35 protein-coding genes are annotated in these 26,139 nt (G+C 70.7%); 2 read left to right on the forward strand and 33 right to left on the reverse strand.

Translation table 11 applies throughout. The features are described 5' to 3' along the window. Window positions 1–298: 298 nt before the first annotated feature. From ACIBIW_RS03490 to glmS, 3 genes are all read right to left on the reverse strand, one after another. Window positions 299–1,741 (reverse strand): NAD(P)H-hydrate dehydratase, encoded by a 1,443-nt coding sequence (locus ACIBIW_RS03490; RefSeq protein WP_399331424.1) that lies wholly within the window; start codon window positions 1,739–1,741, stop codon window positions 299–301. 211 nt (window positions 1,742–1,952) lie between these two features. Then, complete coding sequence (locus ACIBIW_RS03495; protein WP_399331426.1) at window positions 1,953–2,321, reverse strand: holo-ACP synthase; 369 nt, start codon at window positions 2,319–2,321, stop codon at window positions 1,953–1,955. A gap of 41 nt (window positions 2,322–2,362) precedes the next feature. After that, a complete protein-coding gene (gene glmS / locus ACIBIW_RS03500; RefSeq protein ID WP_399331428.1) occupies window positions 2,363–4,213 on the reverse strand; it encodes a glutamine--fructose-6-phosphate transaminase (isomerizing) in 1,851 nt (616 codons plus the stop codon). Window positions 4,214–4,320: 107 nt separating this feature from the next. Here glmS and coaA point away from each other — a divergent pair, with 107 nt between their 5' ends. Beyond that, window positions 4,321–5,313 carry a type I pantothenate kinase gene (gene coaA, locus ACIBIW_RS03505; protein WP_399331911.1) on the forward strand — a complete coding sequence of 331 codons (993 nt, stop codon included), beginning with the start codon at window positions 4,321–4,323 and terminating at the stop codon, window positions 5,311–5,313. 50 nt (window positions 5,314–5,363) lie between these two features. Here the strand turns inward: coaA and glmM are convergent, their stop codons facing one another. The 3 genes from glmM to rplM form a co-directional block, all read right to left on the reverse strand. Then, entirely contained in the window at window positions 5,364–6,722 is a 1,359-nt protein-coding gene (glmM, locus tag ACIBIW_RS03510; RefSeq protein WP_399331430.1) for a phosphoglucosamine mutase, read from the reverse strand. Between the two features lie 323 nt (window positions 6,723–7,045). Next, on the reverse strand, window positions 7,046–7,588 hold the full coding sequence (gene rpsI / locus ACIBIW_RS03515; protein WP_399331432.1) for a 30S ribosomal protein S9: 543 nt from the start codon (window positions 7,586–7,588) through the stop codon (window positions 7,046–7,048). A 41-nt stretch (window positions 7,589–7,629) separates the two neighbouring features. After that, window positions 7,630–8,073: a 50S ribosomal protein L13 gene (rplM, locus tag ACIBIW_RS03520; RefSeq protein ID WP_399331434.1), complete on the reverse strand. Its 444-nt coding sequence runs from the start codon at window positions 8,071–8,073 to the stop codon at window positions 7,630–7,632. 429 nt (window positions 8,074–8,502) lie between these two features. Between rplM and ACIBIW_RS03525 the strand changes: the two genes are divergently transcribed. Then, the gene (locus tag ACIBIW_RS03525; protein WP_399331436.1) at window positions 8,503–9,531 is read left to right on the forward strand and encodes a hypothetical protein; all 1,029 of its coding nucleotides are present in this window, start codon (window positions 8,503–8,505) and stop codon (window positions 9,529–9,531) included. Window positions 9,532–9,589: 58 nt separating this feature from the next. On the opposite strand, the gene truA is transcribed toward ACIBIW_RS03525, so the two are convergent. The 27 genes from truA to rplB all read right to left on the reverse strand — a co-directional run bounded on the left by truA (window position 9,590) and on the right by rplB (window position 26,130). Next, a complete protein-coding gene (gene truA / locus ACIBIW_RS03530; protein WP_399331438.1) occupies window positions 9,590–10,438 on the reverse strand; it encodes a tRNA pseudouridine(38-40) synthase TruA in 849 nt (282 codons plus the stop codon). Between the two features lie 91 nt (window positions 10,439–10,529). Next, a complete protein-coding gene (gene rplQ / locus ACIBIW_RS03535; protein WP_399331440.1) occupies window positions 10,530–11,060 on the reverse strand; it encodes a 50S ribosomal protein L17 in 531 nt (176 codons plus the stop codon). Between the two features lie 237 nt (window positions 11,061–11,297). Next, on the reverse strand, window positions 11,298–12,320 hold the full coding sequence (locus ACIBIW_RS03540) for a DNA-directed RNA polymerase subunit alpha (RefSeq protein ID WP_399331442.1): 1,023 nt from the start codon (window positions 12,318–12,320) through the stop codon (window positions 11,298–11,300). 212 nt (window positions 12,321–12,532) lie between these two features. After that, entirely contained in the window at window positions 12,533–12,937 is a 405-nt protein-coding gene (rpsK, locus tag ACIBIW_RS03545; protein WP_003948617.1) for a 30S ribosomal protein S11, read from the reverse strand. Between the two features lie 60 nt (window positions 12,938–12,997). Next, window positions 12,998–13,378 carry a 30S ribosomal protein S13 gene (gene rpsM / locus ACIBIW_RS03550; RefSeq protein ID WP_399331444.1) on the reverse strand — a complete coding sequence of 127 codons (381 nt, stop codon included), beginning with the start codon at window positions 13,376–13,378 and terminating at the stop codon, window positions 12,998–13,000. A gap of 255 nt (window positions 13,379–13,633) precedes the next feature. After that, window positions 13,634–13,747 (reverse strand): 50S ribosomal protein L36, encoded by a 114-nt coding sequence (rpmJ, locus tag ACIBIW_RS03555; RefSeq protein WP_003974245.1) that lies wholly within the window; start codon window positions 13,745–13,747, stop codon window positions 13,634–13,636. A gap of 55 nt (window positions 13,748–13,802) precedes the next feature. Then, the gene (infA, locus tag ACIBIW_RS03560; protein WP_003948620.1) at window positions 13,803–14,024 is read right to left on the reverse strand and encodes a translation initiation factor IF-1; all 222 of its coding nucleotides are present in this window, start codon (window positions 14,022–14,024) and stop codon (window positions 13,803–13,805) included. Between the two features lie 415 nt (window positions 14,025–14,439). Beyond that, window positions 14,440–15,279 (reverse strand): type I methionyl aminopeptidase, encoded by an 840-nt coding sequence (gene map, locus ACIBIW_RS03565; protein ID WP_399331446.1) that lies wholly within the window; start codon window positions 15,277–15,279, stop codon window positions 14,440–14,442. A 623-nt stretch (window positions 15,280–15,902) separates the two neighbouring features. Further along, window positions 15,903–16,553 carry an adenylate kinase gene (locus ACIBIW_RS03570; RefSeq protein WP_399331448.1) on the reverse strand — a complete coding sequence of 217 codons (651 nt, stop codon included), beginning with the start codon at window positions 16,551–16,553 and terminating at the stop codon, window positions 15,903–15,905. Beyond that, window positions 16,553–17,866 carry a preprotein translocase subunit SecY gene (gene secY / locus ACIBIW_RS03575; RefSeq protein ID WP_399331450.1) on the reverse strand — a complete coding sequence of 438 codons (1,314 nt, stop codon included), beginning with the start codon at window positions 17,864–17,866 and terminating at the stop codon, window positions 16,553–16,555. The genes ACIBIW_RS03570 and secY overlap by 1 nt, the downstream gene beginning before the upstream one ends. A gap of 399 nt (window positions 17,867–18,265) precedes the next feature. Beyond that, entirely contained in the window at window positions 18,266–18,721 is a 456-nt protein-coding gene (rplO, locus tag ACIBIW_RS03580) for a 50S ribosomal protein L15 (protein WP_399331452.1), read from the reverse strand. A gap of 2 nt (window positions 18,722–18,723) precedes the next feature. Then, window positions 18,724–18,906 carry a 50S ribosomal protein L30 gene (rpmD, locus tag ACIBIW_RS03585; protein ID WP_391352836.1) on the reverse strand — a complete coding sequence of 61 codons (183 nt, stop codon included), beginning with the start codon at window positions 18,904–18,906 and terminating at the stop codon, window positions 18,724–18,726. After that, the gene (rpsE, locus tag ACIBIW_RS03590) at window positions 18,906–19,511 is read right to left on the reverse strand and encodes a 30S ribosomal protein S5 (protein ID WP_399331455.1); all 606 of its coding nucleotides are present in this window, start codon (window positions 19,509–19,511) and stop codon (window positions 18,906–18,908) included. The genes rpmD and rpsE overlap by 1 nt, the downstream gene beginning before the upstream one ends. A 35-nt stretch (window positions 19,512–19,546) precedes the next feature. Continuing rightward, window positions 19,547–19,930, reverse strand: a complete 384-nt coding sequence (gene rplR, locus ACIBIW_RS03595; protein ID WP_399331457.1) for a 50S ribosomal protein L18 — start codon at window positions 19,928–19,930, stop codon at window positions 19,547–19,549. Window positions 19,931–19,933: 3 nt separating this feature from the next. Continuing rightward, complete coding sequence (gene rplF / locus ACIBIW_RS03600) at window positions 19,934–20,473, reverse strand: 50S ribosomal protein L6 (RefSeq protein ID WP_399331459.1); 540 nt, start codon at window positions 20,471–20,473, stop codon at window positions 19,934–19,936. Between the two features lie 21 nt (window positions 20,474–20,494). Further along, window positions 20,495–20,893, reverse strand: coding sequence for a 30S ribosomal protein S8 (rpsH, locus tag ACIBIW_RS03605; protein ID WP_399331461.1), 399 nt, complete (start codon window positions 20,891–20,893; stop codon window positions 20,495–20,497). Between the two features lie 276 nt (window positions 20,894–21,169). Then, entirely contained in the window at window positions 21,170–21,355 is a 186-nt protein-coding gene (locus tag ACIBIW_RS03610; protein WP_390146790.1) for a type Z 30S ribosomal protein S14, read from the reverse strand. A 40-nt stretch (window positions 21,356–21,395) separates the two neighbouring features. Next, window positions 21,396–21,953: a 50S ribosomal protein L5 gene (rplE, locus tag ACIBIW_RS03615; RefSeq protein WP_399331464.1), complete on the reverse strand. Its 558-nt coding sequence runs from the start codon at window positions 21,951–21,953 to the stop codon at window positions 21,396–21,398. Beyond that, window positions 21,953–22,288, reverse strand: coding sequence for a 50S ribosomal protein L24 (rplX, locus tag ACIBIW_RS03620; protein ID WP_399331467.1), 336 nt, complete (start codon window positions 22,286–22,288; stop codon window positions 21,953–21,955). The genes rplE and rplX overlap by 1 nt, the downstream gene beginning before the upstream one ends. Next, entirely contained in the window at window positions 22,288–22,656 is a 369-nt protein-coding gene (gene rplN, locus ACIBIW_RS03625; RefSeq protein WP_399331469.1) for a 50S ribosomal protein L14, read from the reverse strand. The genes rplX and rplN overlap by 1 nt, the downstream gene beginning before the upstream one ends. A 157-nt stretch (window positions 22,657–22,813) precedes the next feature. Further along, window positions 22,814–23,098, reverse strand: coding sequence for a 30S ribosomal protein S17 (gene rpsQ / locus ACIBIW_RS03630; RefSeq protein WP_399331471.1), 285 nt, complete (start codon window positions 23,096–23,098; stop codon window positions 22,814–22,816). Next, complete coding sequence (rpmC, locus tag ACIBIW_RS03635) at window positions 23,098–23,322, reverse strand: 50S ribosomal protein L29 (protein WP_399331473.1); 225 nt, start codon at window positions 23,320–23,322, stop codon at window positions 23,098–23,100. The genes rpsQ and rpmC overlap by 1 nt, the downstream gene beginning before the upstream one ends. Then, the gene (gene rplP / locus ACIBIW_RS03640; RefSeq protein ID WP_399331475.1) at window positions 23,322–23,741 is read right to left on the reverse strand and encodes a 50S ribosomal protein L16; all 420 of its coding nucleotides are present in this window, start codon (window positions 23,739–23,741) and stop codon (window positions 23,322–23,324) included. Before rplP ends, rpmC begins: the two co-directional genes overlap by 1 nt. A gap of 5 nt (window positions 23,742–23,746) precedes the next feature. Next, window positions 23,747–24,610, reverse strand: coding sequence for a 30S ribosomal protein S3 (rpsC, locus tag ACIBIW_RS03645; RefSeq protein WP_399331477.1), 864 nt, complete (start codon window positions 24,608–24,610; stop codon window positions 23,747–23,749). Continuing rightward, window positions 24,610–24,957 (reverse strand): 50S ribosomal protein L22, encoded by a 348-nt coding sequence (gene rplV / locus ACIBIW_RS03650; protein ID WP_399331479.1) that lies wholly within the window; start codon window positions 24,955–24,957, stop codon window positions 24,610–24,612. The genes rpsC and rplV overlap by 1 nt, the downstream gene beginning before the upstream one ends. A gap of 42 nt (window positions 24,958–24,999) precedes the next feature. After that, window positions 25,000–25,281: a 30S ribosomal protein S19 gene (rpsS, locus tag ACIBIW_RS03655; protein WP_399331481.1), complete on the reverse strand. Its 282-nt coding sequence runs from the start codon at window positions 25,279–25,281 to the stop codon at window positions 25,000–25,002. Between the two features lie 12 nt (window positions 25,282–25,293). Beyond that, window positions 25,294–26,130: a 50S ribosomal protein L2 gene (rplB, locus tag ACIBIW_RS03660; protein WP_399331483.1), complete on the reverse strand. Its 837-nt coding sequence runs from the start codon at window positions 26,128–26,130 to the stop codon at window positions 25,294–25,296. Window positions 26,131–26,139 lie beyond the last annotated feature (9 nt).

Here is a 26,139-nt window from a genome sequence, read left to right on the forward strand (position 1 = left end):
CGGCTCGCGCCTTCGCGGGAGCGTACGCCCGTTCCCTGCGGGGGGCGCCGCGCGCGGCGCGAGCGTGGCGGGCCCGGCGCGCGGCGGGCGCGCGGGAGTGGCGGGGAGCCCGCGTGACACTGCCCGCGCGCCTCGCGCCCGGCGGGGCGGGCGCGAGGCGCGCAACCCGGCTCGGGCGTCCCGGCACACGGGCAGCACGCCGCAGGCGCGGGCAGCCCGCCACAGGTCCCCGCAGCGGATGCCCCTCCCGCCACAGACGCCCCGCCTCCCGCAGCCGGACGGGCCCGAGGCACCCCGCTCACTCCCCCGCGGCCACCCCACGCCACGCCGCGCGCAGCCCCGCCGCCACCGCGAGGGCGCCGATGGGGGCGGCGTCGGCCGTCTCCCTGGCGGCAAGGCCGTGCAGATACGCGCCTACGGTGGCGGCGTCCCTGGCGTCGAGCCCGGCGGCGAGCAGGGAGCCGGTGACACCGGAGAGGACGTCGCCGCTGCCCGCGGTGGCGAGCCAGGGGGTGCCTGTCGGGTTCACGCGCACGGCGGCGCCCTCGTCGGCGACCAGGGTGGTGGAGCCCTTCAGCAGGGCGGTCGCGCCGTAGCGGGCGGCGAGTTCGCGGACCGCGTCGAGGCGGGCCGCCTCCACCTCCTCGCGGGCCGTGTTCAGCAGCGCGGCCGCCTCGCCCGCGTGCGGTGTCAGCAGCGTGGGCGCGCTGCGCGCCCGTACCGCACCGACCGGCGCGAGCCGCAGCGCGTCGGCGTCGACGAGCACCGGCACGCTCTGCGCCAGCACCTCCTCGACCGCCGCCGCGTCGTCGCCGAGCCCGGGTCCTACCACCCACGCCTGCACCCGCCCCGCCTTCGCGGGCGGCCCCTGGGACACCAGCGTCTCGGGGAAGCGGGAGACCACGGCGTCCGCCGCGTGGCCCGCGTAGCGCACCGCGCCCGCGCCGCCGTGCTGGGCCCCGGCGACACAGAGCACCGCCGCGCCCGGATACCGCTCGGAGCCCGCGACGATGCCGACCACACCGCGCCGGTACTTGTCGCTCTCCGCGGAGGGGCGCGGCAGCAGGGCGGCGATGTCGGCGTGCTGGGCGGCTTCGAGCAGCGGCGGCACGGGCAGCGCGAGGCCGATCTCCACGAGCCTGACCACGCCCGCGTACTCCCGCGCGGGGTCGATCAGCAGGCCGGGCTTGTGGGTGCCGAAGGTGACGGTGACGTCGGCGCGCACGGCGGCCCCGCGCACCCGGCCGCTGTCGGCGTCGACCCCGCTCGGCAGGTCGACGGCGACCACCGCGGCGCGGGAGGCCGCGGCGGCCTCGGCGAGTGGGACCGCGGCGGGGCGCAGCCCGCCGCTGCCGCCGATGCCCACGATGCCGTCCACCACGAGGTCCGCGCGGGCGATCAGCGCGGTGGCGGTGTCCGCGTCGCCGACGGGGGCGGCCGCGGCGCCCGCCGCGCGCAGCGCCGCGAGGCCGCCCGGGTGGGCGCGTTCCGGACTGAGCAGCAGGGCGGTGACACCGGCGCCGCGGCGGGCGAGCGCGGCCCCGGCGTAGAGGGCGTCGCCGCCGTTGTCACCGCTGCCGACGAGCAGGACGACCCGGGTCCCGTACACCCGGCCGAGCACTTCCGCGCAGACCACGGCGAGTCCGGTGGCGGCGCGCCGCATCAGCTCGCCCTCGGGCAGCCGGTCCAGCAGCGCGCGTTCCGCCGCCCTCACGGTCTGGACGTCATAAGCAGTACGCATGCCACGAGTCTGCCCCGGGCCCCGGCGCCGTGCGCCTCAGGCCCGCCGTCAGCCGCCCGGCGTACGGGGGGTGTTCGGCCGCCCGCCCACGAAAAGCACGTAAGGGCGAACCGCGCGCGAGCGCCACGCCCCTGTCGCGGCGCCGCGGCCTCCCCCGGCTACGGCGGGTTCGACAAGGCGTACCACCCCACAACCGGTGAATCCCCGCCCGCTACCCCTCCGCGATGACCACAGCCGAGGCCACCCCGGCGTCATGGCTGAGCGACAGGTGCCAGGAGCGGACGCCCAGCCGGTCCGCGCGGGCGGCCACCGTGCCGGTGACCCGCAGCCAGGGGCGGCCGCCCGGCTCGACGCACACCTCCGCGTCGGTCCACTGCATGCCGGGCGGCGCGCCCAGCGCCTTCGCCAGGGCCTCCTTGGCCGCGAACCGGGCGGCGAGTGACGCGTAACCGCGCCGCTCACCGCCCGGCAGCAGGATCTCCTCCGGCAGGAAGAGCCGGTCGAGCATGGCCGGGGTCCGCTCCACCGCCGCCCGGAACCGGTCGATACCGGCCACGTCGATCCCCACCCCGATGATCATCACGCCTCATCCCCGCGCCCCGCGGCCCACCGCCACGCCGCTCACTCCACCGTCACCGACTTGGCGAGATTACGCGGCTGGTCGACCTCGTTGCCCCTGGCCGTGGCGAGTTCGCAGGCGAACACCTGCAACGGCACGGTCGTGACCAGCGGTTGCAGCAGGGTCGGGGTGGCCGGGACCCTGATCAGGTGATCGGCGTACGGGACGACGGACTCGTCCCCCTCCTCGGCGATGACGACGGTACGTGCGCCGCGCGCCCTGATCTCCTGGATATTGGACACGATCTTGTCGTGCAGCAGCGACCTGCCGCCGGGCGACGGCACGATCACCACCACCGGGAGGTCCGGCTCGACCAGCGCGATGGGGCCGTGCTTCAGCTCGCCCGCCGCGAAGCCCTCGGCGTGCATGTACGCCAGCTCCTTCAGCTTCAGGGCGCCTTCGAGCGCGACCGGGTGGCCCACGTGCCGGCCGAGGAAGAGCACCGTCCGCTTGTCCGCGAGGGAGCGGGCGAGTTCCCGTACCGGCTCCATGGTGTCGAGGACCCGCTCGACGGACCGGGAGATCCCGGCGAGGTCCCTGATCACGGCCCTGATCTCGTCGCCCCACTGGGTGCCGCGCACCTGCCCCAGGTAGAGCGCCACCAGGTAGCAGGCGACGAGCTGGGTGAGGAACGCCTTGGTGGACGCGACGGCGACCTCGGGCCCCGCGTGGGTGTACAGGGCGGCGTCGGACTCGCGGGGGATGGTGGAGCCGTTGGTGTTGCAGATGGCGACCACCCGCGCCCCCTGCTCCCTGGCGTGCCGCAGCGCCATCAGGGTGTCCATGGTCTCGCCCGACTGGGAGATCGCGACGACCAGGGTGCGGGGGCCGAGGATGGGGTCGCGGTAGCGGAACTCGCTGGCAAGCTCCACCTCGCAGGGCACCCTGGTCCAGTGCTCGATCGCGTACTTGGCGATGAGCCCGGCGTGGAAGGCGGTGCCGCAGGCGACGATGACGACCTTGTCGGTCTCGCGGAGTTCGGCGGCCGGGATGCGCAGCTCGTCGAGGGTGAGGGAGCCGGCCGCGTCGATCCTGCCGAGGAGGGTGTCGGCGACGGCCCTGGGCTGCTCGGCGATCTCCTTGAGCATGAAGTAGTCGTAGCCGCCCTTCTCGGCGGCCGAGGCGTCCCAGTCGACGTGGTACGCGCGCACCTCGGCGGGCCGCCCGTCGAGCCCGGTGACCGTGACGCCGCCCTGGCCAAGCTCCACCACCTGGTCCTGGCCCAGCTCGATCGCGGACCTGGTGTGCGCGATGAAGGCGGCGACGTCGGACGCGAGGAAGTACTCGCCGTCGCCGACCCCCACCACGAGCGGCGAGTTGCGGCGCGCCCCGACCACCGTGCCCGGCGCGTCCGCGTGCACCGCGACCAGCGTGAACGCCCCTTCGAGCCGCAGGCACACCCGCCGCATCGTGGCGGCGAGGTCCCGCACGGCCGCGTACTCCTCGGCGAGCAGATGGGCCACCACCTCGGTGTCGGTGTCCGAGGGCAGCCGGTGGCCGCGCCCGGCAAGCTCGGCGCGCAGGGCCGCGAAGTTCTCGATGATGCCGTTGTGGACGACCGCGACCCGGCCCGCGTTGTCGAGGTGGGGGTGGGCGTTGCCGTCGGTCGGGGCGCCGTGGGTGGCCCAGCGGGTGTGCCCGATGCCCGTGGTGCCCGGAGGCAGCGGCCGCTGCGCGAGCGCCTTCTCCAGGTTGACCAGCTTGCCCGCGCGGCGCGCCGAGGCCAGCCCGTCGTGGCCGCCGAGCACCGCCACTCCCGAGGAGTCATAGCCCCGGTATTCGAGCCGTCTCAGCCCCGCGAGCACCACGTCGAGGGCCGACCGTCCACCGACATAACCTACGATTCCACACATAAACGGCACGATACGGCCCGGTGCACCCCCGCGCCCCGCACCCCTCCGCGCGGCCCCGGGGCCCCACTCGTACCGTGCAACCTGTGTCACCGCTTCCCCCGCACCCCCTGAGCCCGCCCGCCGGGCCGCCGTCGCCCGGCGTCCGCACCGGCCGCCCCGCGGCCCCGAGCCCGTACGTCGACCTCGGCCGCGCCGAGTGGAGCGCGCTGCGCGAGCGGACGCCGCTGCCGCTGACCGCCGGGGAGGTGGAGCGGCTGCGGGGGCTCGGCGACGCCGTGGACCTCGACGAGGTGCGGGACGTCTACCTGCCGCTCTCCCGGCTGCTCAACCTGTACGTGACCGCGAGCCATGGGCTGCGCGGCGCCCTCAACACCTTCCTCGGGGAGTCAGGCAGCCAGCCGGGCACCCCGTTCGTGATAGCGGTGGCCGGGTCCGTCGCGGTCGGCAAGTCGACGGTGGCCAGGCTGCTGCGGGCGCTGCTGACCCGCTGGCCGGAGCACCCGAGGGTGGAGCTGGTCACCACCGACGGCTTCCTGCTGCCGCTGCGGGATCTTGAGGCGCGTGGCCTGGTGCGGCGCAAGGGGTTCCCCGAGTCGTACGACCGGCGGGCGCTGCTGCGGTTCGTCGCGGAGGTGAAGGCGGGGCGCGACGAGGTGTCGGCGCCGGTGTACTCGCATCTGACGTACGACATCGTGCCGGGCGGGCGGCAGACGGTGCGCCGCCCCGACATCCTGATCGTGGAGGGCCTGAACGTCCTCCAGCCCGCCGTGCCCGCGCCCGACGGGCGCACCAGGGTGGGCCTCGCCGACTACTTCGACTTCAGCGTGTACGTGGACGCCCGCACCGAGGACATCGAGCGCTGGTACCTGGAGCGCTTCCGGCAGTTGCGGCGCACCGCCTTCAAGGACCCGTCCTCGTACTTCCGCAGGCACACGGCGGTCCCCGAGGAGGAGGCGCTGGCGTACGCCCGCTCGACCTGGCGCACCGTCAACGGCCCCAACCTGGCGCAGAACATCGCGCCCACCAGGGGCCGCGCGACCCTGGTGCTCGGCAAGGGCGCCGACCACAAGGTGCGGCGGGTACGGCTGCGCAAGCTCTGAGGGCCGCCGACGCGGGCCCCGGCCTCGCCCCGGGCCCCGATACGACCGTGCTAGCCCAGGGTGGCCTTGACGACGTCCGCCAGGCGCTGGCCCACCGTGCGGGCCTGGTCCAGGTCCTGGGCCTCGACCATCACCCGCACCAGCGGCTCGGTGCCCGAGGGGCGCAGCAGGACGCGGCCCGTGGCGCCGAGTTCGCGTTCGGCCTCGGCGACGGCGGCGGACAGCTCGGACGAGCTGTGCACCCGGCTCCTGTCCACGTCCGGCACGTTGATCAGCACCTGCGGCAGCCGGGTCATCACCGACGCGAGCGATGCCAGGGTGCGGCCGGTCGCGGCGACCCTGGCGGCCAGCATCAGTCCCGTGAGGGTGCCGTCGCCCGTGGTGGCGTGGTCGAGGATGATCACGTGCCCTGACTGCTCGCCGCCGAGCGCGTAGCCGTGCCGCTTCATCTCCTCCAGCACATAGCGGTCCCCGACCGCGGTCTGCACCAGGGACAGGCCCTCGCGCTCCATGGCGAGGGTGAAGCCGAGGTTGGACATCACGGTGGCGACGACGGTGTTCTCGCGCAGCGCGCCGCGTTCGCGCAGCGCGAGCGCGAGGACGGCGAGGATCTGGTCGCCGTCCACCTCGGCGCCGGTGTGGTCGACGGCGAGGCAGCGGTCGGCGTCGCCGTCGTGGGCGATGCCGAAGTCGGCCTCGTGCTCCACCACGGCCGCCTTCAGCAGGTCGAGATGGGTGGAGCCGCAGCCGTCGTTGATGTTGAGCCCGTCGGGTTCTGCGCCGATGGTGACGACGTCGGCACCGGCCCGCGAGAACGCCTCGGGCGAGACCCCGGCGGCGGCGCCGTGCGCCTCGTCGAGGACGACCTTCAGGCCGTCGAGCCGGTTCGGCAGCACGCCGACGAGATGGGCGACGTACTGGTCGAAGCCCTCGCCGTAGTCCCGCACCCGGCCCACCCCGGCGCCGGTCGGGCGGTCCCAGGGGGCGCCGGTGCGGTGCTCCTCGTAGACCTGCTCGATCCTGTCCTCCAGATCGTCGGCGAGCTTGTGCCCGCCGCGCGCGAAGAACTTGACGCCGTTGTCCGGCATGGCGTTGTGGCTGGCGGACAGCATCACGCCGAGGTCGGCACGGAGCGCGCCGGTGAGGTGGGCCACGGCGGGGGTCGGCAGCACACCGACGCGCAGCACGTCAACCCCGGCGCTGGCGAGGCCCGCGACGACGGCGGCCTCCAGGAACTCCCCGGAGGCCCGGGGATCGCGGCCGACCACGGCGACCGGCCGGTGCCCTGCGAAGGTGCCCGCCTCCGCGAGCACGTGCGCCGCCGCCACGGACAGGCCGAGCGCCAGCTCGGCCGTGAGATCCGCGTTGGCCACGCCGCGTACACCGTCCGTGCCGAAGAGTCGTCCCACTGCTGTCCTCCGCCTCGATCTGCTGCTTCGATCCGGGCCGCGGCCCTTGGTGCGACCGCCCGCGGGGCCCGGCGGGCGTGTGGACGGTGCCGGGTCCGCTCGCGCGGGCGCGTGAGCGTCTTGTGCCGTTATACGCCATGGGTGGCCGCGTACCCGCGAGGGCGGGACGTGAATGTGCGGTGAGGACCGCCGGGCACGACGCGTCCGCCCCGGTGGCACGGGAGGTGCCCCCGGGGCGGAGGGGTGCTGCGGACGCCGCCGTACCGGGCGCCGGGCCGCGCGCGCCCGGGGGCGCGGCGGGGGTGCCGGTACGGCGGCCCCGATCAGCGCTTGCTGTACTGCGGGGCCTTGCGGGCCTTCTTCAGACCGGCCTTCTTCCGCTCGACCGCACGGTCGTCGCGGCGCAGGAACCCGGCCTTCTTGAGGGGGCCGCGGTTGTTGTCCACGTCGGCCTCGTTGAGCGCGCGGGCCACGCCGAGGCGCAGCGCCCCGGCCTGCCCGGAGACCCCGCCGCCCGCGATACGGGCGACGACGTCGTAACGGCCTTCGAGTTCGAGCACCTTGAAGGGCTCGTTGACTTCCTGCTGGTGCACCTTGTTCGGGAAGTAGTTGTCCAGGGTGCGACCGTTGATCTTCCACTTGCCGCTGCCGGGGATGATGCGCACCCGGGCGATGGCGTTCTTGCGGCGTCCGAGGCCCGCGGCGGGCTGGGGCTCGCCGAAGCGGGAGGACAGCGACTCCGTGGTGTACTCGCCCTCGACGGGCGCCTCGGACTCGGTGGTGTACTGCTCGACGTCCGCCAGGTCCGTCACCTCGGCCCCGTTGACGGGCTCTTCGATCGGCTGCTCTGCGGTGGTCTCGGCCACGATGCTCCTCTGATTCTCTTCAGTCTTGGGGGTGGCCGGACTTACTGCGCGACCTGGGTGATCTCGAACGGCACCGGCTGCTGGGCGCCGTGCGGGTGGTGGTCGCCCGCGTAGACCTTCAGCTTGGTGAGCATCTGACGGCCGAGGGTGTTCTTCGGGAGCATGCCCTTGACGGCCTTCTCGATGGCCTTCTCGGGGCTCTTGGCGAGCAGCTCGTCGTAGCGGACGGAGCGGAGACCGCCCGGGTATCCGGAGTGGCGGTAGGCCAGCTTCTGGGTCCGCTTGTTGCCGGAGAGGTGCACCTTGTCGGCGTTGATGACGATGACGAAGTCACCGGTGTCGACGTGCGGCGCGTAGATCGGCTTGTGCTTGCCCCGCAGGAGGCTGGCGGCGGTGGACGCCAGGCGGCCGAGGACGACGTCCTGGGCGTCGATGACGTGCCACTGGCGCGTCACGTCGCTTGGCTTGGGGCTGTACGTACGCACGGTTCGTAGCCTTCGCTTCTCAAGTGATGGGGACAGGGTCCTGACAAGGCCACCACGGACGATCACGACAGCCCTGGCCGCACATCGGTGACGCAACCGAGTGCAGGCCGCTGGTCATCGGCCCGGTGGACCGGTGTAAGGGCCCCTCACGTGAGAATGAGAAAGCCAATACACATAACAAACCAGAAGGATACCGAGGCCCCGCCCCGCGGGTCAAAACGCCTCCGGCCCCCCACCCCGGGCCCCACGGCGGCCTACCGCCCGTCTCACCCCGCCCCCGCACCCCCGCACCCGGCGGGCCCGCTCCCTCCTCCGCACCACGACCCCTGCCACGGCCCCACTCCCCCTCGATACCAACGGCGTTGAGGCTAGGTGTCGAAGGGGAGACACACGTTCCAGACGGGTGCCGGCCCGCATAACATGGGCGCCATGAGCTTTGGGCAGGGGGGACCCGGGTGGGGTTCCGGGGGAGACGACCCGCGGCAGCGGCCGCAGCAGCCTGATCCCCGCAGCACCGGGCAGGACCAGGGCGGCGCCCCCTGGTACGACGCCCCGCGGCAGCCGGGGGGACAGCCCCTGCCGCAGGAGTCGTCCGCCCAGCAGCCGACACAGGTCCAGCGGCCCGCGGCGACGCCCTGGGACTCCGGGGCGGGGACCGCGACCCCGGACTGGGCGGCCATGGCCGAGCAGTCCGCGGCCCGCGCCCGCCGCCGCAGATGGCTGATGATCGGCGGCGGGGCGCTCGCCACCGCCGTGGTCGCCGCCGTCGTCGCGGTCGCCGTGGTCTCCACCGGCGGCAGCGACACCGCGGACAAGCCCGACGGCAAGCTGCCGGCCACCGCGGACATACCGCCCACCGACAGCCGCAGCCCCGGCCCCAGCTTCGCCGCGACCACTCCCCCGCCGCCGCCCGACCCCGCCGACTTCATCTCCAGCGCCAAGAAGGACAAGGCGCCGCTCAGCCCCGGGAACCTCTTCCCCGACGCGAAGATCACGGTCAGCGACCACGGCTACACCAGGGGCGCCACCGCCGACACCGGGAACTGCGGCTCGGCGGCCAAGGGCCCCTTGGTGGACGTGCTGAAGAAGAACGACTGCACCCGGCTGCTGCGCGCCACCTACACCCCTGACAAGGGGCTCGCGGTCACCGTCGGCGTCGCGGTCTTCGACACCGAGTCGCAGGCGCGCAAGACGACGCAGCAGGCGTCGAAGGGCAACGTGGACTCCCTCGCGGGCCACGGCGTCCCCGGCTTCTGCAACACCAAGGTCTGCCGCACCACGGTGAACTTCACCGGCCGCTACGCCTACTTCACGGTGGGTGGCTACACCTCGGGCAAGGACGTCACCGAGAAGGACGCGGACGTCTTCACCGCCACCGACGACCTCGGCGAGTACGCCTTCCGGCAGATCAGGCACCGCGGCGAGATCCAGGCGTCGCAGGCGGCCAAGGAGCAGTAGCCCACGGGCGCTCGCGCGGCAGCACGGCGGCCGCCCGGCGGCGGGTGGCGGCGGCCGCTCAGCAGCAGCCCGCCGCGGGGCCCCCGCCCGGCAGGGTGCGCCGGTTCCTGGCCTGGCGGCTGCGGGCGGCGAGCAGTTCGTCGGCGGGGTAGCCGACCTCTTCGAGGGTCAGCCCGTGCGGCCGTACGACATGGACCGCCGAGTCCCGCACCCGCGCCGCCAGCACCTTCGCCGGCCAGTCGGGCGGCCGGTGGCCGTCGCCCACGAAGAGCAGGGCGCCGATCAGGGAGCGCACCATGTTGTGGCAGAAGGCGTCGGCGCGCACCGTCGCCGTGACGATCCCGTCGCCGCCCCGCAGCAGGCTCAGCTCCTGGAGGGTCCTGATGGTGGTGGCGCCCTCCCTGCGCTTGCAGTACGCGGCGAAGTCGTGCTCCCCGAGGAGCCCGCGGGCCGCCTCGTTCATGGCGTCGACGTCGAGGGGCCAGTCGTGCCACAGCACGTGCCCGCGCAGCAGCGGGTCCACGCCGGAGGGGTGGTCGGTGATCCGGTAGGCGTAGCGCCGCCAGACCGCGGAGAAGCGGGCGTCGAAGCCGGGCGCCGCCTCGGTCGCCTCCCACACCCGTACGTCGGCGGGCAGCCGGCCCGCGAGCCGCTTCAGCAGCTTCTCCCGGTGGGCCGCCCACACCTCGTCGGGCAGGTCGACGTGCGCGACCTGGCCCCTGGCGTGCACTCCGGAGTCGGTGCGCCCCGCCACGGTCAGCTCGTACACCGTCCCGCCCGAGCGGGTCACGATCCGCAGCGCGTCCTCGATCTCCTGCTGGACGGTCCGCTGCCCCTCTTTCTGCCGCGCCCAGCCGGCGAAGCCTGAGCCGTCGTACGAAATCCCCAGCCGCACCCGAACGACCACGCGCACTCCTGAACCACCGTAGGAACCACCGTAGAAAAGGGAAGCGGGCCCGTTCCCGGGGGAACGGACCCGCCACAACGCTCAGGACCCGTCAGTCCTCCGAGGGCTTCGCGTCCTCGGGGGCCGCGTCCTCGACCTCGGCGGTCGCGGGCTTGGCGTCCTCGACCTCGGGCGTCTCGGGCTTGGCGTCCTGCTTGGCCGCGTCCTCCTTGACGGCCCGCTTCGTCGCGGCCTCGGCCTCGCCGGTCGCCTGCTGGGCCACCGTCAGCGCCTCGACCAGCTCGATCACTGCCATGGGGGCGTTGTCCCCGCGGCGGTTGCCGATCTTGGTGATGCGGGTGTAGCCACCGGGACGGTTCTCGTAACGGGGACCGATCTCGGTGAACAGGGTGTGCACGACGCTCTTGTCGGTGATGACCTGGAGCACCTGGCGACGGTTGTGCAGGTCGCCCTTCTTGGCCTTGGTCACCAGCTTCTCGGCGTACGGACGCAGCCGCCTGGCCTTGGCCTCGGTGGTGGTGATCCGTCCGTGCTCGAACAGCGACCTGGCCAGGTTCGACAGGATCAGCCGCTCGTGCGCGGCACTGCCGCCCAGACGAGCACCCTTGGTGGGCTTGGGCATTGCTCTTTCTCCTTCACATCTGCACCGGCCGTACCAGGTACCGGCAACAGTCCCCAGAGGCGGTCGCCCCTGGGCTACACCTCGCCACATCGAGCCCCACGGCTCTCACTGACGAGCAGCCTCCGCCACACATCAAGCCCGTCCGGCGTTTGAGGACGAGCTTTCGGCGACGGAGGCTACAGACCCCCGGCGGCGGGCAGCCGCAAACCAACGGCGACCACCCACCCCAGGGAACGATCAGTACTGCTCGGTTTCAACAAACCCGGCGTCCGCATCCTCATCGGCCCCAAAGGCGTCAGCCGCAGCCGTGGGGTCGAATCCAGGCGGGCTGTCCTTAAGGGCAAGACCCATTCCAGCGAGCTTCGCCTTGACCTCGTCGATCGACTTGGCGCCGAAGTTACGGATGTCGAGGAGGTCCGCCTCCGAGCGGGCCACCAGCTCGCCCACGGAGTGGATGCCCTCGCGCTTGAGGCAGTTGTAGGAGCGGACCGTCAGCTCCAGCTCCTCGATGGGCAGCGCCAGGTCCGCCGCGAGCGCGGCGTCCGTCGGCGACGGGCCCATGTCGATGCCCTCGGCGTCGATGTTCAGCTCGCGCGCGAGGCCGAACAGCTCGACCAGCGTCTTGCCCGCGGACGCCATCGCGTCGCGGGGCCGCATGGCCTGCTTGGTCTCGACGTCGACGATCAGCTTGTCGAAGTCGGTGCGCTGCTCGACACGGGTCGCCTCGACCTTGTACGTGACCTTGAGCACCGGCGAGTAGATCGAGTCGACCGGGATACGGCCGATCTCCTGGCCGACCTGCTTGTTCTGCACGGCGGAGACATAGCCGCGGCCGCGCTCGACGGTCAGCTCCATCTCCAGCTTGCCCTTGCCGTTGAGGGTGGCGAGGACGAGGTCGGGGTTGTGCACCTCGACGCCGGTCGGCGGGGCGATATCGGCGGCGGTGACCAGGCCGGGGCCCTGCTTGCGCAGGTACATCACGACGGGCTCGTCGTGCTCGCTGGAGACGACGAGCTGCTTGATGTTGAGGATGAGGTCGGTGACGTCCTCCTTGACGCCCGGCACGGTGGTGAACTCGTGCAGCACGCCGTCGATACGGATGGACGTGACCGCCGCACCCGGGATCGAGGAGAGGAGGGTACGGCGCAACGAGTTGCCGAGGGTGTAGCCGAAGCCCGGCTCCAGCGGCTCGATCACGAACCGGGAGCGGAACTCGTCGACGACCTCTTCGGTCAACGAGGGACGCTGAGCGATCAGCATGTGTGGATCAGATCCTTCAGTCGTGGACGCCCGCTATTTGACGCCCGACGGTCCGCGCGGCCGACCGCGCGGGGTACTGCAAGGGTACGGGTGACGCGCCCGAAACGGACCCGCCACCCGTATCCGGAGGCTCCTCGCGTCAGGGACGCGGGGTTCGGCCCCTGTGCCGCGGCCCACCTCCGCTCGCGCGGGGGGTGCGCCGGGAGGGGGGGTCAGACCCTGCGCCGCTTCGGCGGACGGCAGCCGTTGTGCGGGGTGGGGGTGACGTCCTGGATGGAGCCGACCTCAAGGCCGGTGGCCTGGAGGGAGCGGATCGCGGTCTCCCGGCCGGAGCCGGGGCCCTTCACGAAGACGTCGACCTTGCGCATGCCGTGCTCCTGCGCGCGACGGGCGGCCGACTCGGCGGCCATCTGCGCGGCGAAGGGGGTGGACTTGCGCGAGCCCTTGAAGCCGACGTGGCCGGCGGAGGCCCAGGAGATCACGTTGCCCGTGGGGTCGGTGATCGAGACGATGGTGTTGTTGAACGTGCTCTTGATGTGGGCGTGCCCGTGAGCGACGTTCTTCTTTTCCTTGCGGCGCACCTTCTTGGCAGCGCCCTGACGGCCCTTCGGAGGCATATAAATCTCCCGTGGAGGTGGTCGGTCCCGCAGCGTTCGCTGTCGATCGACCGCTGAGGACTACTTCTTGCCCGGCTTCTTCTTGCCGGCGATCGCGCGACGCGGGCCCTTGCGGGTGCGGGCGTTGGTGCTGGTGCGCTGCCCGTGGACGGGCAGGTTGCGGCGGTGCCGCAGGCCCTGGTAGCAACCGATCTCGATCTTGCGGCGGATGTCGCCCTGGATCTCGCGGCGCAGGTCGCCCTCGGTGCGGAAGTTGCCGTCGACATATTCGCGGATCTTGACCAGGTCCTCTTCGGACAGGTCACGGACGCGGGTGTCGGGGTGGACTCCGGTGGCGGCCAGCGTCTGCTGGGAGAGGGTCCGGCCGATGCCGAACACGTAGGTGAGGGCGACCTCCACGCGCTTGTCGCGCGGGATGTCGACACCGGAAACGCGTGCCATGCAATGGCTCCAGTTGGTCTTCGGAGGTCTTCCGCAGGGCCGCTCCCACCCGCCGTTCCCTCCGGTCCCGGCCGTGGGCGCGGGTGCCGGGGAGTCGGTACGCCGTGGGTCCCCGGCCTCCGAACCGGGGGTGTCGTCCTCCACGGCCGCATGCGGCCACGGGGAGTGACGGGTCCTGCGTATGTACGTCGATGGTGCGTATCGTGCTGCGTCGCGCGAAGCTCTGCGATGGGCAGAGGGTGCGGTCCTGCTGCGTCAGCCCTGGCGCTGCTTGTGGCGGGGGTTGTCGCAGATGACCATGACCCGGCCGTGACGGCGGATCACCCTGCACTTGTCGCAGATCTTCTTGACGCTCGGCTTGACCTTCATGGGATTGAGGTTCTCCGGGTCAGCGCCACGCCCCACGGGAGGGGCGGGGCGGGATCTACTTGTATCGGTAGACGATCCGGCCACGGGTGAGGTCGTACGGAGACAGCTCCACCACGACCCGGTCGTCAGGGAGGATACGGATGTAGTGCATCCGCATCTTGCCGCTGATGTGTGCCAGGACCTGGTGGCCGTTCTGGAGCTCGACCTTGAACATGGCGTTCGGCAGAGACTCGACGACAGTGCCCTCGATCTCGATGGCACCTTGCTTCTTGGCCACGCTTCGCCCTTCGAATCGACTACCTTGATCGACTCCTGGGCAGTGGCATGAGACACGTCCGGCCACGGCCGCATCCCAGGGTGGGGAGGAGCGTGGCTTCGTCGTGGACATGCAGACATGCGGGTGCGCGAGAGCCGACGAGTCAGTCTACGTCAGCGCACCCGGAAAGACGAATCGCCCTTGGCAGGGGGCTTCGGGGGATGGATGCCCGGCGGAGGAGATCTTTAAGCCGGGATGAGGGGCGCGGGGCGCGGGGCAGCGGCGGGCCGAGCGCCGGTTGCGCGCCGGATGCCGGTGGGCCCGAGCCAGGGGGGACGAGCCGGGGGGGGACGAGCAGCCTCGCCACCGCAGTCCACTGGTCAGACCCAAAACCCTCGGGCTCCCGATACCACAGGTCCCGGTGACCCGGGTCGGTTCAGTCGGCCAGTGGGTCGGGGGCGGCGGTGATGCCGTACTCGGCGAGCTTGGCCCGGCCGCCGTCGGGGGCGGTCAGGACCAGCGGGCCCTCCTCGGTGAGGGCGATGGAGTGCTCCCAGTGGGACGACCAGGTGCCGTCGGTGGTGATCACGGTCCAGTCGTCGTCGAGGACCCGGGTCTTCGCGGTGCCGAGGCTGACCATGGGCTCGATGGCGAGGCAGAAGCCGGGCACCAGCCGGGGGCCGCGGCCGCGGCGGCGCTCGACGTAGTTCAGGAGGTGGGGCTCCATGTGCATCTCGGTGCCGATGCCGTGGCCGCCGTAGTCCTCGATGATCCCGTAGCGGCCGCCGCCCGGCTTGGGCTGGCGGCGGATGTACGTCTCGATGGCGCGGGAGACGTCCACCAGCCTGTTGCCGTTCTTCACGGCGGCGAGCCCGGCCCACATGGACTCCTCCGTCACCCGGGACAGCTCGACAAGCTCGGGGGCGTGCCCGCTGCCGACGAAGGCGGTGTAGGCGGCGTCGCCGTGCCAGCCGTCGACGATGGCACCGGCGTCGATGCTGATGATGTCGCCGTCCTTGAGGACCACGTCCTCGCGGGGGATGCCGTGGACGACGACGTCGTTCACGGAGGTGCAGATGGTGGCGGGGAAGCCGCCGTAGCCCAGGAAGTTGGACTTGGCGCCGTGCTCGGCGAGTACCTTGCGGGCGACGTCGTCGAGGTCCTTGGTGGAGGCGCCGGGGACGGCCACGGCCCGGGTCGCCTCGTGCACCGCCGCCACCACGAGCCCCGCCGCGCGCATCGTGGCGATCTGCTCGGGACTCTTGATCTGGACCATGGCGGCTTACGCCCTCCTTGACGGATGCTCGACAACTCCCCCACCTTACGTCTCCGACGGTCAGCCGCGTGAGGCGCCTCCCGGTCGCTGTCGGGGGGCGGGGGGGTGGGCGCCGCTGTCCCTCTTTTTCGGGGCTGGGCGCCCCGTTCCTTCTCGGGGGTCGTGGCCTCGTTCGGTCCCGGGGGGTCGTCCTGTTGTTTCGCCGGACCCTCTGGGTGGGGAGTGCTCGCCGTCGCGGCGATGCGAGGGGCGGGGCCCCTCGGACCTGCGGGTTGTCGTCTTCGGGGCGGCGTGGGAGTCACCTGCCGGCGCCTCCCACGCCTTCCGTCTCGTGGGCGGGTGCGGGCCGGGGGGGCGAAGGGAGGGAAGGGGCCGGGGTAGTGGGCGAGTGCTGGTCCGTGGGGGGAAGCAGAAAGGGGGGCCGGCAGGCCCCCCTCTGATCGCCGGTACGGCGCGTAACCACGATGGTGAGGGTCCGGCGGAATCGCCACGCACCGGTCCCACGGGACACCGGCCCAGCCACGACCGCGGCCAAAGGCACGGCCCTCAACCCCCACCCCACCCCCGACCACCAGGCCAGGGCCGAAGGCCCGGAGAAGGGTCAGGACACGCCGGGCACCCGCTCAGGACACGCCCAGCGCCTGCATCGCGCGAGCCGTGACCTCCTCCACAGGACCCGACGCGGAGATGGTCACGACCAGGTCCTGGCGGCGGTAGTAGTCGATGATCGGCTCGGTCTTCTGGTGGTACACCTCAAGCCGCTTGCGGACCGTGCCCTCACTGTCGTCGTCCCGCTGGTACAGCTCCCCGCCGCAGACGTCGCAGACGCCGTCCCTCTTCGGCGGCTTGTTCACCACGTGGAAGACGTGCGCCGAGTCGTTACGGCAGATGCGGCGGCCCGCGATCCGCTCGACGACCTCCTCCTCGGGGATCTCCAGGTCGAGCACCGCGTCCAGCTTCATGGACTCGGCCTTCAGCATGTCGTCGAGCGCCTCGGCCTGGGGGACGTTCCTGGGGAAGCCGTCGAGCAGGAAACCGCCCGCGGCGTCCTGCTGTTCCATCCGGTCCTTGGCCATCTCGATGGTGACCTCGTCGGGCACCAGGTTCCCCGCGTCCATATAGGACTTGGCCTTCCGCCCCAGCTCCGTGCCCTGGCTGATGTTGGCGCGGAAGAGGTCGCCCGTCGAGATGTGCGGGATCGAGAGGTTCTTGGCGAGGAGCGCGGCCTGCGTTCCCTTGCCCGCACCGGGCGGCCCGACGAGGACGATTCGCATCAGCGGAGGAACCCTTCGTAATGGCGCTGCTGAAGCTGGCTCTCGATCTGCTTCACCGTTTCGAGGCCGACACCCACGATGATCAGGATGCTCGTACCACCGAACGGGAAGTTCTGGCTTGCCCCGAAGCCAACCAACGCCACTGTCGGCACGAGAGCGATCAGTCCCAGATACAGCGATCCCGGCCAGGTGATCCGGTTGAGCACGTAGCTCAGGTACTCGGCGGTGGGCCGACCAGCCCTGATACCCGGGATGAAGCCACCATACTTCTTCATGTTGTCCGCGACTTCCTCGGGGTTGAACGAGATCGCCACGTAGAAGAACGCGAAGAAGACGATCAGCAGGAAGTACAGCGTGATGTAAATGGGGTGGTCGCCCTTGGTGAGGTTCGCCTGAATCCAGCTCTTCCAGCCGGAGTCGCCGCCCGCGAACTGCGCCACGAGCGCCGGAATGTAGAGCAGCGAGGACGCGAAGATGACGGGGATCACACCCGCCTGGTTGACCTTCAGCGGAATGTAGGTGGAAGTGCCGCCGTACGAACGCCGCCCGATCATCCGCTTCGCGTACTGCACCGGAATACGGCGCTGGGCCTGCTCCACGAAGACCACGAGGCCGACCATGACGAGGCCGACCAGGATCACGGTGCCGAACTCGATCCAGCCGTCGGCGAGCGTGCCCTGCTTCTTGATGGCCCACAGCGCGGACGGGAAGGTCGCCGCGATGGAGATGAACATAAGGATCGACATGCCGTTGCCGATGCCGCGGTCCGTGATCAGCTCGCCGAGCCACATCACCATGCCGGTGCCCGCGGTCATCGTGACCACCATCACGATGGTGGTGAAGATCGCCTGGTCGGGCACGATCTCACCGGCCACGGGGCAGCCCTGGAAGAGCGCGCCGCTGCGGGCCGTGGCCACCAGGCCCGTGCCCTGGAGCACCGCGAGGGCGACCGTCAGGTAGCGGGTGTACTGGGTGATCTTCGCCGTGCCCGACTGGCCCTCCTTCTTCAGGGCTTCGAGACGGGGGATCACGACGGTCAGCAGTTGGAGGATGATGCTCGCCGTGATGTACGGCATGATGCCGAGCGCGAAGACCGTGATCTGGAGCAGCGCGCCACCGCTGAACATGTTGACGAGGCCGAACAGGCCCTGGTTGGCGTTGGCCTGGTCCATGCAGGTCTGGACGTTCTTGTAGCTGACGCCCGGGATGGGAATGTGCGTACCCACCCGGTAGACCACAATGATGCCGAGCGTGAACAGCAGCTTCTTGCGCAGGTCGGGTGTCCTGAACGCTCGGGCGAACGCGGTGAGCACGGTGCCTCCTGGCGCGACCCCCGCGCGGCGTCTTCTGCGACGCTCTTTGAGGGACGGAAACGACTTGGGGGACGACAAACGACTAGTGAACGGGTGGAGCCCGCGGTAAGTGCCCGGGCGCCCTCGCGGTCTAACGCGCGACGACGGCCCGCGGCACGCCCGCGGTCGTACTACCCACGGAAGACGTCCCGGCGGCGTACCGTGCCGTCGGCGCCTTCGCGGCCCGGGAGACGCAATCAACATGGTCCCGGAGGGTGGAGCGGCAGCGTGGGCCACCTTACCGGCGACTGTCCCGCCGTGGAATGACCCACCGATGGCGGACGCGAAACGACCGACCGGGGATACCCCTTTTGTGGGCATCCCCGGTCATGTCTTTCACAGCAGGCACTCAGCGGGTCCTCAGCGGGACTCGCTCACGCTGCCGCCCGCGGCGGTGATCTTCTCCTTGGCGGAGCCGGAGACGGCGTCCACCGTCACGGTCAGCGCCACGGAGACCTCGCCCTGGCCGAGGACCTTGACGGGGCTGTTCTTGCGAACGGCGCCCTTGGCCACCAGGTCGGCCACCGTGACCTCGCCGCCCTCGGGGTAGAGGTCGGCGAGCCGGTCCAGGTTGACGACCTGGTACTCGGTGCGGAACGGGTTCTTGAAGCCCTTCAGCTTCGGGAGCCGCATGTGGAGCGGCATCTGGCCGCCCTCGAAGCTCTCCGGAACCTGGTAGCGGGCCTTGGTGCCCTTGGTGCCGCGGCCTGCCGTCTTGCCCTTCGACGCCTCACCGCGACCCACGCGGGTCTTGGCGGTCTTGGCGCCGGGGGCGGGACGGAGGTTGTGAATCTTGATCGGGCCCTGTTCAGCCATGATCAGTCGACCTCCTCGACCGTCACGAGGTGGCGGACGTGGCGCACCATGCCGCGGAACTCGGGGCGGTCCTCCTTGACGACCACGTCGTTGACCCTCTTCAGGCCGAGCGAACGCAGCGTGTCACGGTGGTTCTGCTTGCTGCCGATGTACGACTTCTTCTGCGTGATCTTGAGGCGGGCCATCACGCACCCGCCCCGGCACGCGCACGCAGCAGGGCCGCGGGGGCCACGTCCTCCAGGGGCAGACCGCGGCGGGCCGCGATCTCCTCGGGACGCTGGAGGCCCTTCAGGGCCTCCACGGTGGCGTGCACGATGTTGATCGCGTTGTCCGAGCCGAGCGACTTCGACAGGATGTCGTGGACACCGGCGCACTCCAGCACCGCGCGCACCGGGCCGCCGGCGATGACGCCGGTACCGGGGGACGCGGGCTTGAGCAGGACGACGCCCGCCGCCTTCTCACCCTGGATGGGGTGGGGGATGGTGCCCTGGATGCGGGGGACCTTGAAGAAGTGCTTCTTGGCCTCCTCAACGCCCTTGGCGATGGCGGCCGGCACCTCCTTGGCCTTCCCGTAGCCGACACCGACGGTGCCGTCGCCGTCGCCCACCACGACAAGCGCGGTGAAGCTGAAGCGGCGACCACCCTTCACAACCTTGGCGACGCGGTTGATCGCGACGACGCGTTCGACGTACGCGGTCTTCTCGGCGGCGGCAGCGCCACCGTCACGGCCCTTCCGGTCCCGCCGCTCGCCGCCACCGGCACCGCCACCGCGGCGCTGGGGTCCAGGCATTGGATTACCTCTCTCTTTCCGCTGTTACGGCAGGCTCAGAACTTGAGCCCGGCTTCGCGAGCGGCGTCCGCGAGGGCGGCGATGCGCCCCGCGTACTGGCTGCCGCCACGGTCGAACACGACGGCCTCGATACCCGCCGCCTTGGCACGCTCCGCCACCAGGGAGCCGACCTTCCCGGCCTGCGAGGACTTGTCGCCCTCGCCGCCGCGGATGGAGGCGTCCAGGGTGGACGCGGACGCCAGGGTGTGGCCCTTCAGGTCGTCGATGACCTGGGCCACGATGTGGCGGTTGGAGCGCGTCACGACCAGGCGGGGCCGCTCCGCGGTGCCGGAGACCTTCTTGCGAATCCGGATGTGGCGGCGCTTGATGGCAGCGGCCTTGTACGCCTTGCCCTTGGCGATCTTCACACCGTAAGCCATGGCTTACTTACCCGCCTTTCCGACCTTGCGGCGAATGACTTCGCCCTCGTACTTGACGCCCTTGGCCTTGTACGGGTCGGGCTTGCGCAGCTTGCGGATGTTGGCGGCGACCTCGCCGACCTTCTGCTTGTCGATGCCCTCCACCGAGAAGTGCGTGGGGTTCTCGACCTTGAAGCTGATGCCGTCGGGGGCCTCGACGACGATGGGGTGGCTGTAGCCGAGGGAGAACTCCAGGTTGGAGCCCTTCGCCACGACGCGGTAGCCGACGCCGCTGATTTCGAGCTTCTTGACGTATCCCTGGGTCACACCGGTGATCATGTTCGCCACCAGCGTGCGGGACAGGCCGTGCAGGGCCTTGTTCTGACGCTCGTCGTTGGGGCGGGTCACCTGGAGGGTGCCGTCCTCGCCCTGCCCGACCTCGATCGGCGCCACCACGGTGTGGGCGAGGGCGCCCTTGGGGCCCTTCACCGAGACCGTGCGCCCGTCGATGGTGACGTCCACGCCGGTGGGAACCGGGATGGGGAGCTTGCCGATGCGCGACATTGCCGTTCCTCCGTTCCCGAGTTACCAGACGTAGGCGAGGACTTCCCCGCCCACACCCTTCTTGCCCGCCTGCTTGTCCGTGAGCAGACCGTGGGAGGTGGAGATGATCGCCACTCCCAGGCCGCCGAGGACCTTCGGCAGGTTGGTGGACTTCGCGTAGACCCGCAGGCCCGGCTTGGAGATCCGCTTGATGCCCGCGATGGAGCGCTCACGGTTCGGGCCGAACTTCAGCTCAAGGACGAGGCTCTTGCCGACCTCGGCGTCCTCGGTCTTCCAGCCGGTGATGAAGCCCTCCTGCTGGAGGATCTCCGCGATATGAGACTTGATCTTGCTGTGCGGCATCGACACTGCGTCGTGGTACGCCGAGTTCGCGTTCCGCAGACGGGTCAGCATGTCTGCGATCGGATCAGTCATGGTCATGGATTGGCCTTGGGCCTCTCTCGCCGGGGTTTCCTGTCTGTGCCATCCCTCTCCCCGATCCGGGACGGGACGGGTGCGGCACGGGGACCTACGGCGTAGTAAGCGTTACGCGCGGACCGGGGGTCCGCGGATATGTCCGGACGGCGTGGCGCCGGGCCCCGTAAGCCTAAGGCATCCGGGGCCGGCGCCCGGCGCCTCCCGCGTGGATCACGACGGGGTGCGCCGGCCGTCCTGCTGCTTACCGAGAGTCCTGGAAGCTCGCGCTTGGCGCGCGTACTACCAGGAGCTCTTGGTGACGCCCGGCAGCTCGCCGCGGTGCGCCATCTCACGCAGGCACACACGGCAGAGGCCGAACTTGCGGTACACGGAGTGCGGACGGCCGCACCGCTGGCACCTGGTGTACGCGCGCACGCCGAACTTCGGCTTGCGGGCGGACTTCGCGATCAGAGCCTTCTTCGCCATCTCACGCCTCCTTGTTGCGATCCTCAGTCACCATGACTGCTCACGCTTCCTTGAAAGGGAAGCCGAGGTGACGGAGGAGCGCGCGGCCCTCGGCGTCGTTGGTCGCCGTGGTCACCACGGTGATGTCCATACCCCGGACGCGGTCGATCTTGTCCTGGTCGATCTCGTGGAACATGACCTGCTCGGTGAGACCGAAGGTGTAGTTGCCACGGCCGTCGAACTGCTTGGGGGACAGACCGCGGAAGTCGCGGATGCGCGGCAGCGCGAGCGACAGGGTGCGGTCGAGGAACTCCCACATGCGGTCGCCACGGAGGGTGGCGTGGGCACCGATCGGCTGGCCCTCGCGCAGCTTGAACTGCGCGATGGACTTGCGGGCCTTGGTGACGGCGGGCTTCTGCCCGGTGATCGTGGCGAGGTCGCGCACGGCGCCCTCGATCAGCTTGGAGTCGCGGGCGGCGTCGCCCACACCCATGTTGACCACGATCTTGACGAGTCCTGGCACCTGCATGACGTTCTCGTACTTGAACTCGTCACGCAGCTTGCCGATGATTTCCTCGCGGTAGCGCGTCTTGAGACGCGGCGCGGTGGCTGTGGTCATCAGATGTCCTCACCGGTCCGCCGGGCAACGCGGATCTTGCGCTTCTTGCCGTTCTCGTCGTCCTCGAAGCGGTAGCCGACGCGGGTCACGACCTTCTTGCCGTCCTTCTCGACGACGAGCTGGACGTTGCTCACGTGGATCGGGGCCTCGGTGGTGATGATGCCGCCGGTGCGCGAGCCGCGGGCCGTCTGACCGGTCTTGGTGTGCTTCTTGACCCGGTTGACACCCTCGACAAGGACGCGGTCCTCGCGCGGGAAGGCGGCGATGACCTTGCCCTGCTTGCCCTTGTCCTTGCCGGTGATGACCTGGACCAGGTCACCCTTCTTGATCTTCATCACAGCACCTCCGGCGCGAGCGAGATGATCTTCATGAACCTCTTCTCGCGCAGCTCACGGCCGACGGGGCCGAAGATGCGGGTGCCGCGGGGGTCGCCGTCGTTCTTCAGAATGACGGCGGCGTTCTCGTCGAAGCGGATGTACGAGCCGTCCTGGCGGCGGCGCTCCTTGACGGTGCGAACGATGACCGCCTTGACGACGTCACCCTTCTTCACGTTGCCACCGGGGATCGCGTCCTTGACGGTGGCGACGATGACGTCACCGATGCCCGCGTAGCGGCGGCCGGAGCCACCGAGAACACGGATGCAAAGGATCTCCTTCGCGCCCGTGTTGTCGGCGACACGCAGCCGCGACTCCTGCTGGATCACGTCTATCTCCTGATCGTCTGCCGGTTCCCGCGGGGACGCCCACGGCGTCTGCCGTGCGCGTGCCCCGCGAGCCTGGCGGAACTGGTGCCGGGGGCCGCCCTCGCGGACCGCGCCCCGGCGGGGGGCTCACAGGGGGCTGGGCCCCCCGCGTTACGGGCTACTTCGCCTTCTCAAGGATCTCCACGATCCGCCACCGCTTGGTGGCGGAGAGCGGCCGGGTCTCCATGAGAAGGACTCGGTCACCGACGCCGGCGGCGTTCTGCTCGTCGTGCGCCTTCAGCTTGCTGGTACGGCGGATGACCTTGCCGTACAGCGCGTGCTTCACACGGTCCTCGACGGCGACGACGACGGTCTTGTCCATCTTGTCGCTGACCACAAGGCCCTCACGGGTCTTGCGGAAACCGCGGGCGGTGTTCTCTTCAGTCACAGTGCTCTCGCTCATCAGGCGCTCTCCACCGTCTCGATGCCCAGCTCGCGCTCGCGCATCAGGGTGTAGATCCGGGCGATGTCCTTGCGCACGGCCTTCAGCCTGCCGTGGTTCTCAAGCTGCCCGGTCGCCGCCTGGAAGCGGAGGTTGAACAGCTCTTCCTTGGCCTCGCGGAGCTTTTCGAGCAGCTCCTCGTTGCCCAGCTCGCGCAGCTCGGACGCCTTGGTACCGACCGACATCACGCCTCACCTGCCTCGCGCCGGACAATGCGGCACTTCATCGGAAGCTTGTGTGCGGCGCGCAGCAGCGCCTCACGCGCGATCTTCTCGTTGGGGTAGGACAGTTCGAACATCACCCGTCCCGGCTTGACGTTCGCGATCCACCACTCCGGGGAGCCCTTGCCGGAGCCCATACGGGTCTCGGCGGGCTTCTTGGTGAGCGGGCGGTCCGGGTAGATGTTGATCCAGACCTTGCCGCCACGCTTGATGTGGCGGGTCATCGCGATACGGGCCGCCTCGATCTGGCGGTTGGTGACGTACGCCGGCGTGAGGGCCTGAATGCCGTACTCGCCGAACGACACCTGGGTGCCGCCCTTGGCCATCCCGCTGCGCCCGGGGTGGTGCTGCTTGCGGTGCTTGACCCTGCGGGGGATCAGCATGGCTCCTAGCCCTCCGTTCCACTGGTCTCGGCGGGCGCCGCCTGAGCAGTGCTCGGGGCGCCCTCGTCGGCCTTGGGGGCCTCCGTGGCGGCGGCCGGCGCACCGGCTCCCGACTGCTGCTGCGGCCTGCGGCCGCGGCCGCCGCGCTCGCCGCCGCGGCCACCGCGGGCCGGGCGGTCGGCGCCGCCGCGGGCCGGGCGGTTGCCCGCGCGGGCCGCGGCGTTCTCGGCGCGGACCTCGGCGATGTTCTTCACGTCGCCCTTGTAGATCCACACCTTGACGCCGATGCGGCCGAAGGACGTACGGGCCTCGAAGAAGCCGTAGTCCACGTTGGCGCGCAGGGTGTGCAGCGGGACCCGGCCCTCGCGGTAGAACTCGGAGCGCGACATCTCCGCGCCGCCGAGCCGCCCACCGCACTGGATCTTGATGCCCTTGGCGCCGGCCTTCATCGACGACTGCATGCTCTTGCGCATGGCGCGGCGGAAGGAGACCCGGGACGAGAGCTGCTCGGCGACCGCCTGGGCCACGAGCTGCGCGTCGGTCTCGGGGTTCTTGACCTCAAGGATGTTGAGCTGGACCTGCTTGCTGGTCAGCTTCTCCAGGTCGCCGCGGATGCGGTCGGCCTCGGCGCCGCGGCGGCCGATGACGATGCCGGGGCGCGCGGTGTGGATGTCCACCCGGACGCGGTCGCGGGTGCGCTCGATCTCCACCTTGGAGATGCCGGCCCGCTCCATGCCCGACGTCATCATCCGGCGGATGGCGACGTCTTCCTTGACGTAGTCCTTGTAGAGCTTGTCGGCGTACCAGCGCGACTTGAAGTCGGTGGTGATACCGAGCCGGAACCCATGCGGGTTTACCTTCTGGCCCATCAGCGGGTTCCTTCCTTGCTGGCGACGACCACGGTGATGTGGCTGGTCCGCTTGCGGATGCGGTACGCACGCCCCTGGGCGCGCGGCCGGAACCGCTTCAGCGTCGGGCCCTCGTCGACGTACGCCTCGGCGATGTAGAGGGTGTCGGCGTCGGTGTGGTCGTTGTTGTGCGCGGCGTTGGCGATGGCGCTGTCGAGCACCTTGCCCACCGGCACGCTCGCGGCCTGCGGGGCGAAACGCAGGACCGCCTGAGCCTCCGTGGCGGCCATGCCACGGATGAGGTCCACCACACGGCGGGCCTTCATGGGCGTGACACGGATGTACCGCGCCTGGGCCCTGGCTTCCATGGTTGTCCCTTCGGTTTTTGACATGTTCGTTTCGCTCCGCCGTCAGCGGCGCTTCGACTTGCGGTCGTCCTTGACGTGGCCCTTGAAGGTCCGCGTCGGGGAGAACTCGCCGAGCTTGTGACCGACCATCGACTCGGTGACGAACACCGGGATGTGCATCTTGCCGTTGTGCACCGCGATGGTGTGGCCCAGCATCGCCGGGACGATCATCGAGCGGCGGGACCAGGTCTTGATGACGTTCTTGGTGCCTGCTTCGTTCTGGGCGTCCACCTTTTTGATCAGGTGGTCGTCGACGAAGGGCCCCTTCTTCAGACTGCGCGGCATCTCAACCCGCTCCTAGCGCTTCTTGTTCGTCTTGCGGCGGCGGACGATGTACTTGTTGCTCGCCTTCTTGGGAGCCCGAGTACGTCCTTCCTTCTGACCCCAGGGGGACACCGGGTGGCGGCCACCCGAGGTCTTGCCCTCACCACCGCCGTGGGGGTGGTCGACGGGGTTCATCGCGACGCCGCGGACGGTGGGACGCACGCCGAGCCACCGCTTGCGGCCGGCCTTGCCCCAGTTGATGTTCGACTGCTCGGCGTTGCCGACCTCGCCGACGGTGGCGCGGCAGCGCACGTCCACCATGCGGATCTCACCGGACGGCATACGGAGGGTCGCCATGGCGCCCTCCTTCGCGAGGAGCTGCACCGAGGCGCCCGCGGAGCGGGCCAGCTTGGCGCCGCCGCCGGGTCGCAGCTCGATGGCGTGCACCGTCGTACCGACCGGGATGTTGCGCAGCGACAGGTTGTTGCCGGGCTTGATGTCGGCCCCGGGGCCGTTCTCCACCCGGTCGCCCTGGCCGAGGCCGCGGGGGGCGATGATGTAGCGCTTCTCGCCGTCGGCGTAGTGCAGCAGCGCGATGCGGGCGGTGCGGTTGGGGTCGTACTCGATGTGCGCGACCTTGGCCGGCACGCCGTCCTTGTCGTGGCGACGGAAGTCGATCACCCGGTAGGCGCGCTTGTGCCCGCCGCCCTGGTGGCGGACGGTCACACGACCGGCGTTGTTACGGCCGCCCTTGCTGTGCAGGGGGCGGACCAGCGACTTCTCCGGCGTGGACCGCGTGACCTCGACAAAGTCGGCGACGGAGGAGCCGCGACGGCCCGGGGTCGTCGGCTTGTACTTGCGGATACCCATTCTTAAGTC

The sequence above is a fragment of the Streptomyces sp. NPDC050560 genome (assembly GCF_044457285.1).
Lineage (GTDB): Bacteria > Actinomycetota > Actinomycetes > Streptomycetales > Streptomycetaceae > Streptomyces.